The organism is Bartonella sp. P12B, assembly GCF_055796185.1.
On sequence record NZ_JBTTDI010000030.1, the window covers coordinates 1 to 5,606 of the forward strand.

The 5,606-nt window shown below is 36.0% G+C and carries 5 protein-coding genes and 1 pseudogene; 1 reads left to right on the forward strand and 5 read right to left on the reverse strand.

Translation table 11 applies throughout. The annotated features are described in order from the left end of the window. Positions 1 to 280: type ISP restriction/modification enzyme (locus AC0QT1_RS08215; RefSeq protein WP_473202088.1), on the forward strand; the 280-nt coding region annotated here is incomplete at its 5' end. A gap of 1,576 nt (positions 281 to 1,856) precedes the next feature. Here the strand turns inward: AC0QT1_RS08215 and AC0QT1_RS08220 are convergent. From AC0QT1_RS08220 to AC0QT1_RS08240, 5 genes and pseudogenes are all read right to left on the reverse strand, one after another. Beyond that, positions 1,857 to 2,438: an SMI1/KNR4 family protein gene (locus AC0QT1_RS08220; protein ID WP_473202089.1), complete on the reverse strand. Its 582-nt coding sequence runs from the start codon at positions 2,436 to 2,438 to the stop codon at positions 1,857 to 1,859. Positions 2,439 to 2,446: 8 nt separating this feature from the next. Further along, positions 2,447 to 2,901, reverse strand: a pseudogene (locus AC0QT1_RS08225) (SMI1/KNR4 family protein); the annotation flags it as partial. A 128-nt stretch (positions 2,902 to 3,029) separates the two neighbouring features. After that, positions 3,030 to 3,494 carry an SMI1/KNR4 family protein gene (locus tag AC0QT1_RS08230; protein WP_473201302.1) on the reverse strand — a complete coding sequence of 155 codons (465 nt, stop codon included), beginning with the start codon at positions 3,492 to 3,494 and terminating at the stop codon, positions 3,030 to 3,032. Further along, a complete protein-coding gene (locus AC0QT1_RS08235; protein WP_473201301.1) occupies positions 3,491 to 3,964 on the reverse strand; it encodes an SMI1/KNR4 family protein in 474 nt (157 codons plus the stop codon). The genes AC0QT1_RS08230 and AC0QT1_RS08235 overlap by 4 nt, the downstream gene beginning before the upstream one ends. Before the next feature lie 31 nt (positions 3,965 to 3,995). Further along, positions 3,996 to 5,606 (reverse strand): HNH/ENDO VII family nuclease (locus AC0QT1_RS08240; protein WP_473202090.1); only part of this gene is annotated, 1,611 nt, incomplete at its 5' end.

Below are 5,606 nucleotides of genomic sequence, written 5' to 3' on the forward strand. Positions count from 1 at the left end.
GGTTATTTACAATAGCAATATCATCATAACAGATATACCTAAGGAAGCTTATGAGTATATCGTAAATGGTAGACCCGCTCTTGAATGGGTTATGGGACGGCAATGTGTAAAAACTGATAAAAAGAGTGGCATTGTTAATGATGCCAATCGCTATGCACTTGAGACCGTTGGCAACCCTGCTTATCCATTGGAATTGTTCCAAAGGGTTATTACTGTAAGTTTAGAAACAATGAAGATTGTTAAAAACCTGCCAAATTTGGAATTAAGAGAAACTGAATAGATTTATGAAGCATGCCAATCTTACAAGGGGTATAGAGTTTATATCTATACTCTTTTGTTAGTTGATTATGTAGAATCTTAAAAGGAATGATTTATCATGCGATCTTCTAAAAAGAGAAGCCTTGCACTTTTAAACATTCTCATATGGATTGCTTTAAGGCTTTTAAGAATTCCCATCTTAAATAGAATGAGATTTTTTTACATTGCCTTTAAAAGATTATATCGCAATCTCAAATGATGGCTTTCATATCTTTCAAAAGCTCTCTTTAAAGAAAAGAATGAATGTTTCTATTCTTTACGTTATGACACCTTCAAAACCCTCAAAAACCCTCAAAACATATAATATTGGTTGTATTTATGCGTCATATCATTAATCATCAGTTGTTTTTTGAAAATTGATAAAAATTAACTTATTGAAATATAACACTTTTTATTTTTTACTAAAATTTTTTTTAAAGGGGGGGCTAAAAGAACCCTCAAAACCTTCAAAACCCTCAAAACTAAAAATCTTGATAATATTTCTCATAATCACGAGCTGTCTTTTGAAAGGCTTTAAAGATTTATATGCTCTCTTATAAAACATGATTTAAACACGCACTAAAATCATAAATGCTGTCAGTTCAATTTTTAGACAGATACTGACAGGTTTTGGTCAATTGATATCATTAATTGTCTATATAAATCATCTTATTAGCACTGAATATTTCTCAAAATATACTAACATATTGAAAAATAATGTTTTTTACTTTTATCTAAAAGATGTTTTTTAAAATGAGGGGGGTAAATCAACGATAATAACTGACAAGAGACAAAAGCCCATAAAAAGGTATTTTGATAAGGATATAAGAATTCAAAATGTTTTCATAACAAATCAAAACCGCATGATCATATTTATCCTTTGTTTTATGAGAATGATGCGGTGGCTATAGAGAATGAATCAAAACAATAGAGCTAACCACCTTAAAAGCGATCTTGAATTTGCGTAGCATACTGAAAAAATCTTTATTTTTCACAATTTTTACATTCGATAATAGAGAAAAAACTTTTGAGCAAACAGATCATTGTCAAAGTGACAGTTGGAAGGATTCTCGCTTACATGAATTAAGAGATTATTTCCAACTTTCTCTCCAAGTTTAGATCATGGACTCTAAACTCTTGCATCACATCCGGAAAAAAAACACTACTGTTGTTGAAATCTGCACCACCCTTATTTTATTAGCCTCAGCTCCGTCAATAATGAGGTTGTTTTTTTCCAAGGACAGTGGATTACCCCCACTGTTGCGGTCACTCAACTGGTAAGCAAAGATTCCAACTCTCACTCATCTTCTATAAAATCTCGCAAACCTTTTCAGTATTTTTTTAATACTATTTTCTGTCTTTTTTTCCGATAAATTGAGTGATCTTCTCCTTCTACTCTAAAAGTGAGACTGCTCCTTTCTAGGAATCTCTCGTTGATCATCAAATCTTTCCGCCACCTGTTTAATAAAAACAGAGATAAGCTGCTTAGATTTTATTGCTTCTTTGGATAAAACAATGGCAGGTTTAAAATTGTGCAAAATATACTAAGGTATAGGTTTTTAGGAATTACTCCATCGCCATATCTTTTTCCAAAGACTCTTGTAAAAAGGGAGAGGTTGAGGAGGGAGAGTTTTCTCCACCTTTTCAATCTGTTGATCACCATCAGGTATCTCAGTTCCCACGCTTTCTTTAATTCTTTTGCAAAGGAATTCATAAAAATTACTGGCGTAATATTCGCAATCTTCAGATGGAAGCATGACATAGAGTGGGCATTCTCCATCCCGAAACTGCGTATAATCAAAGTAAAAGGTTTCACCAAAATCAGTTCTACTGACAACAAACTGTTCTGGTGTTGCAAAGCCTTCTTTTCTATAATAATTTAAGTTTTGGTGAACAATATCATTAAAAGGAAACTCTACACAATCTTTATAAAGGCTAAAGATTTCATAACCAGCAATGTCTCCCCCTTTATAATGTTTTAAAAAAGCTTTGTAAGACGTTGTGAATTGCAAACCGAGAGCTTTTTCAGCTTTTTCAATCCATATATCATCAACCGCCTTTTCTTCAGAACAAAAATTGACAATATCACCTTCATATTTATTAACCAATTCTATGACATCATCTAAGATATAGGTTTTCATGAATCATAACCCAAATTATCCTTAATTTTTTTACATAAAAATTCATAAAAATTACTAGCGTAATACTGAGGATCACCAGTTATCTCAAAATAGAGTGGACACTCACCATCCCGAAACTGAGAATAATCAAAATAAAATGTTTCACCAAAATCAGTTCTACTGACAACAAGCTGCTGTGGTAGCGCATATTTTTTTTTCTGTAATTTAAGTTTTGCTCAACAATATCATCAGCAGGAATACCCATAGGATTCTCATAAAGACTATAGATTTCTTCACCACCAATATCTCCCCCTTTATAATTTTTTAAAAAATCTTTATAAGAAATTGTAAACTGCAAACCGAGAATTTCTTCAGCCTCCTTAATCACTATATCATCAACTGCCTTATCTTCAGTAGCAAAATTGACATCATCACCATATTTATCAACTAATTGTGCAACATCATCTAAAGTATAAGTTTTCATAGACAATCCTCCCAGAAGTGATTATTCAATACTCATTCCCACAAACAATAATATTTTACTTTTTATAACAAGAGAAGAATAGCGACTTAGCATTCCACTTTGTAAATAAAACTGCCATACGAAGGATATCATGCTATACGAGCTGTGATTCTTTTGCAGAGGAATTCATAAAAATTACTCGCATAATACTCTGAAGTCCCAGATGGTAGCTCGACATAAAGTGGGCATTCGCCATCCCGAAACTGAGAATAATCAAAATAAAATGTTTCACCAAAATCAGTTCTACTGACAACAAGCTGCTGTGGTTTTGCTAAACCATTTCTTATATCTGTTAAGTGATAATAAACAATATCACCAGCAGGATGATCCTCAAAACTTGCATTATAAATGCTAAAAATTTCCTCATAACCAATTTCTCCTCCTTTATAATTTTTTAAAAAATCTTTATAAGAAATTGTAAACTGCAAACCGAGAATTTCTTCAGCCTCTTTAATCCGTACATCGCTAACTGCATCCTCTGCAGTACCGAAATTTATGATATCACTATATTTATCCACTAATTGTGCAACATCAGTTAAAGTATAAATTTTCATGAATCATAACCAAGATTATCCTTAATTCTTTTGCATAAAAATTCATAAAAATTACTGGCATAATACTGGGGATCTCCTGATGGAAATCTGAAATAGAGTGGGCATTCACCATCCTGAAACTGAGAATAATCAAAGTAAAATATTTCATTAAAATCATTCGCACAAACAACGAGTTGTTGTAGTCTTGCAAAACCATTTTTTATATCGAGTAGATGATTATAGACAATATCATCACTCCGGGCAATCTCTAAATCCGTACGATGAACGCTCAATATTTCATCACAACCAATTTCTCCTCTTCCGTAATTTTTCAAAAAACTCTTATAAGATGATGTAAATTGCAAACCAAGAGTTTTCTCAGCCTTTTCAATTAAGACATCATTAACCGCATTATCTGCAGTACCAAAATTAACACGATCACTATATTTATCCACTAATTGTGCAACATCCGATAAAGTATAAGCTTTCATAAATTATTCTCCATAAATTATTTTTTAGTTTCTATATCTTTATTTTTTCATAACCTTTAGCACGTTCTTTCCAGTATTTCTGTCTCCACAAAGCAAATGCATCCCTATCAATACCAGATCCCATCGTGTTAGGATTAATGTGAATAACTGAGTGATTGCCTTTATGAAATGTCCAGCTAATCTCTGCTATGGGGCCATCTTGCATTTGCAGCATATGATGCAACTCAACAGATCTTCCATCAAAACCTATAGGTGCTCTTCCTGCTTTCATCCTTTCAATATTTGTTCCTGTTACTGTTCCATTTTTTCCTTCCCACTCAGAAATTCTGTTAGGATCGAACAGATCATCTCTTTGATAAACTTTGTTTTTCTGAGTAATTTTCTCTCCCTTGTAAGTCATTCCAAACTCAACCTCAATGGGATCTGCTGACCAGAATTTTCTTTCCTGCCCCAAATATTGAGTTGCAATAGCTTCATCGCTCATCTTTCCGAGTGTTTGAGAAACTTCGCTACCTACTTTTGCAGCCGTTGTTTCAGCCTTAACAGCAAGTTTATTAAGAGCCTTTTCGGAAAGCTTGCCAATAAGCTTTACACCACCCTTGGCTAACCCAGCACCTCCAGCAAACAATGCTGCGACTTCAGTCAATAATTTTCCGATTTCAACACCAGCATTAAAGGCGCCACTTGCCCCTGCTCTTTCATATTCCGCTGTCAGATGATCAATACGCTCTACATAGGACTGCCCAATGGTCGCCAACACCTCACCACTTGTGAAGAAATCTTTGAGTGCCTTCAAAGTATCGATGGGATGGCTAGCCATTTGCGCAAAACCATCAACCGTATCGTATATTTCAGCAGGCACACCAGCAACCACACCAGCTGCAAGACTTATATCTTGCCCACCACTAATCGCAGACCATTTCGCCCACACTTTTGTTTTACACAAATAATCATGGCATTCTTTTAACTCTTTCTCCATCTGTGCTTGTTGAGCGCTGCTGAGGTAGTTGTTTTCCGCGGCATTTCCTGCCGCATCGGCACCGCTATTCACATCACCACCGGCAAGGCCAGCAGCAAAGCCACCCGCAGCCCGTGCAACATTAATGGTGTTGTCTCTAAAGGAAGCAAATTCAGCATCAATCCTTGCCGTAATGCGGGCTTGTTCTTCAGGAGTTGGTGTGCGACCCTTCAGGTCCCCCATTTCCTCTTTTACAATGCCCTTCACCCACAGTTTAAACTGAAGCATTGCGGTAGCTTCACCCACAGCACCACCCACGGCACCAGCAGAGCAAGCACCGCTTGCAATAGCACCTTTTAAGCAACCAAGACCAGCATGGGCAACAATCTGTGTAACTGTGTCGATCTTTCCTTCAGCCCTGGCTGTGCCAATTTCTTCCGCTATCGTCTTGCCAACCGTATCAGACAAGGCAGTGCGCAGATTGTTGAAAAAATTCTTCTCAAGAGAACCACCTTCAAGAACCGTTTGCACACCCGCGCCAATGGAAGCTTTGATTAGGTTCTTTTCCGCTTCATGGGCAATCCGTTCTGCAAAGGGAGCCGTTTTGGGTAAAGATTGACCAACCCCTGCCATATCTGTCAATTGGCTGGTCAAACCCGCTGTCACCATCGAAGAAACAATGCC

Excerpts from the sequence above, each read along its gene's own strand:
- AC0QT1_RS08235 (WP_473201301.1), bottom strand. The coding sequence starts at position 3,964 with ATGAAAGCTTATACTTTATCGGATGTTGCACAATTAGTGGATAAATAT.
- AC0QT1_RS08220 (WP_473202089.1), bottom strand. The coding sequence starts at position 2,438 with ATGAAAACCTATATCTTAGATGATGTCATAGAATTGGTTAATAAATAT.
- AC0QT1_RS08230 (WP_473201302.1), bottom strand. The coding sequence starts at position 3,494 with ATGAAAATTTATACTTTAACTGATGTTGCACAATTAGTGGATAAATAT.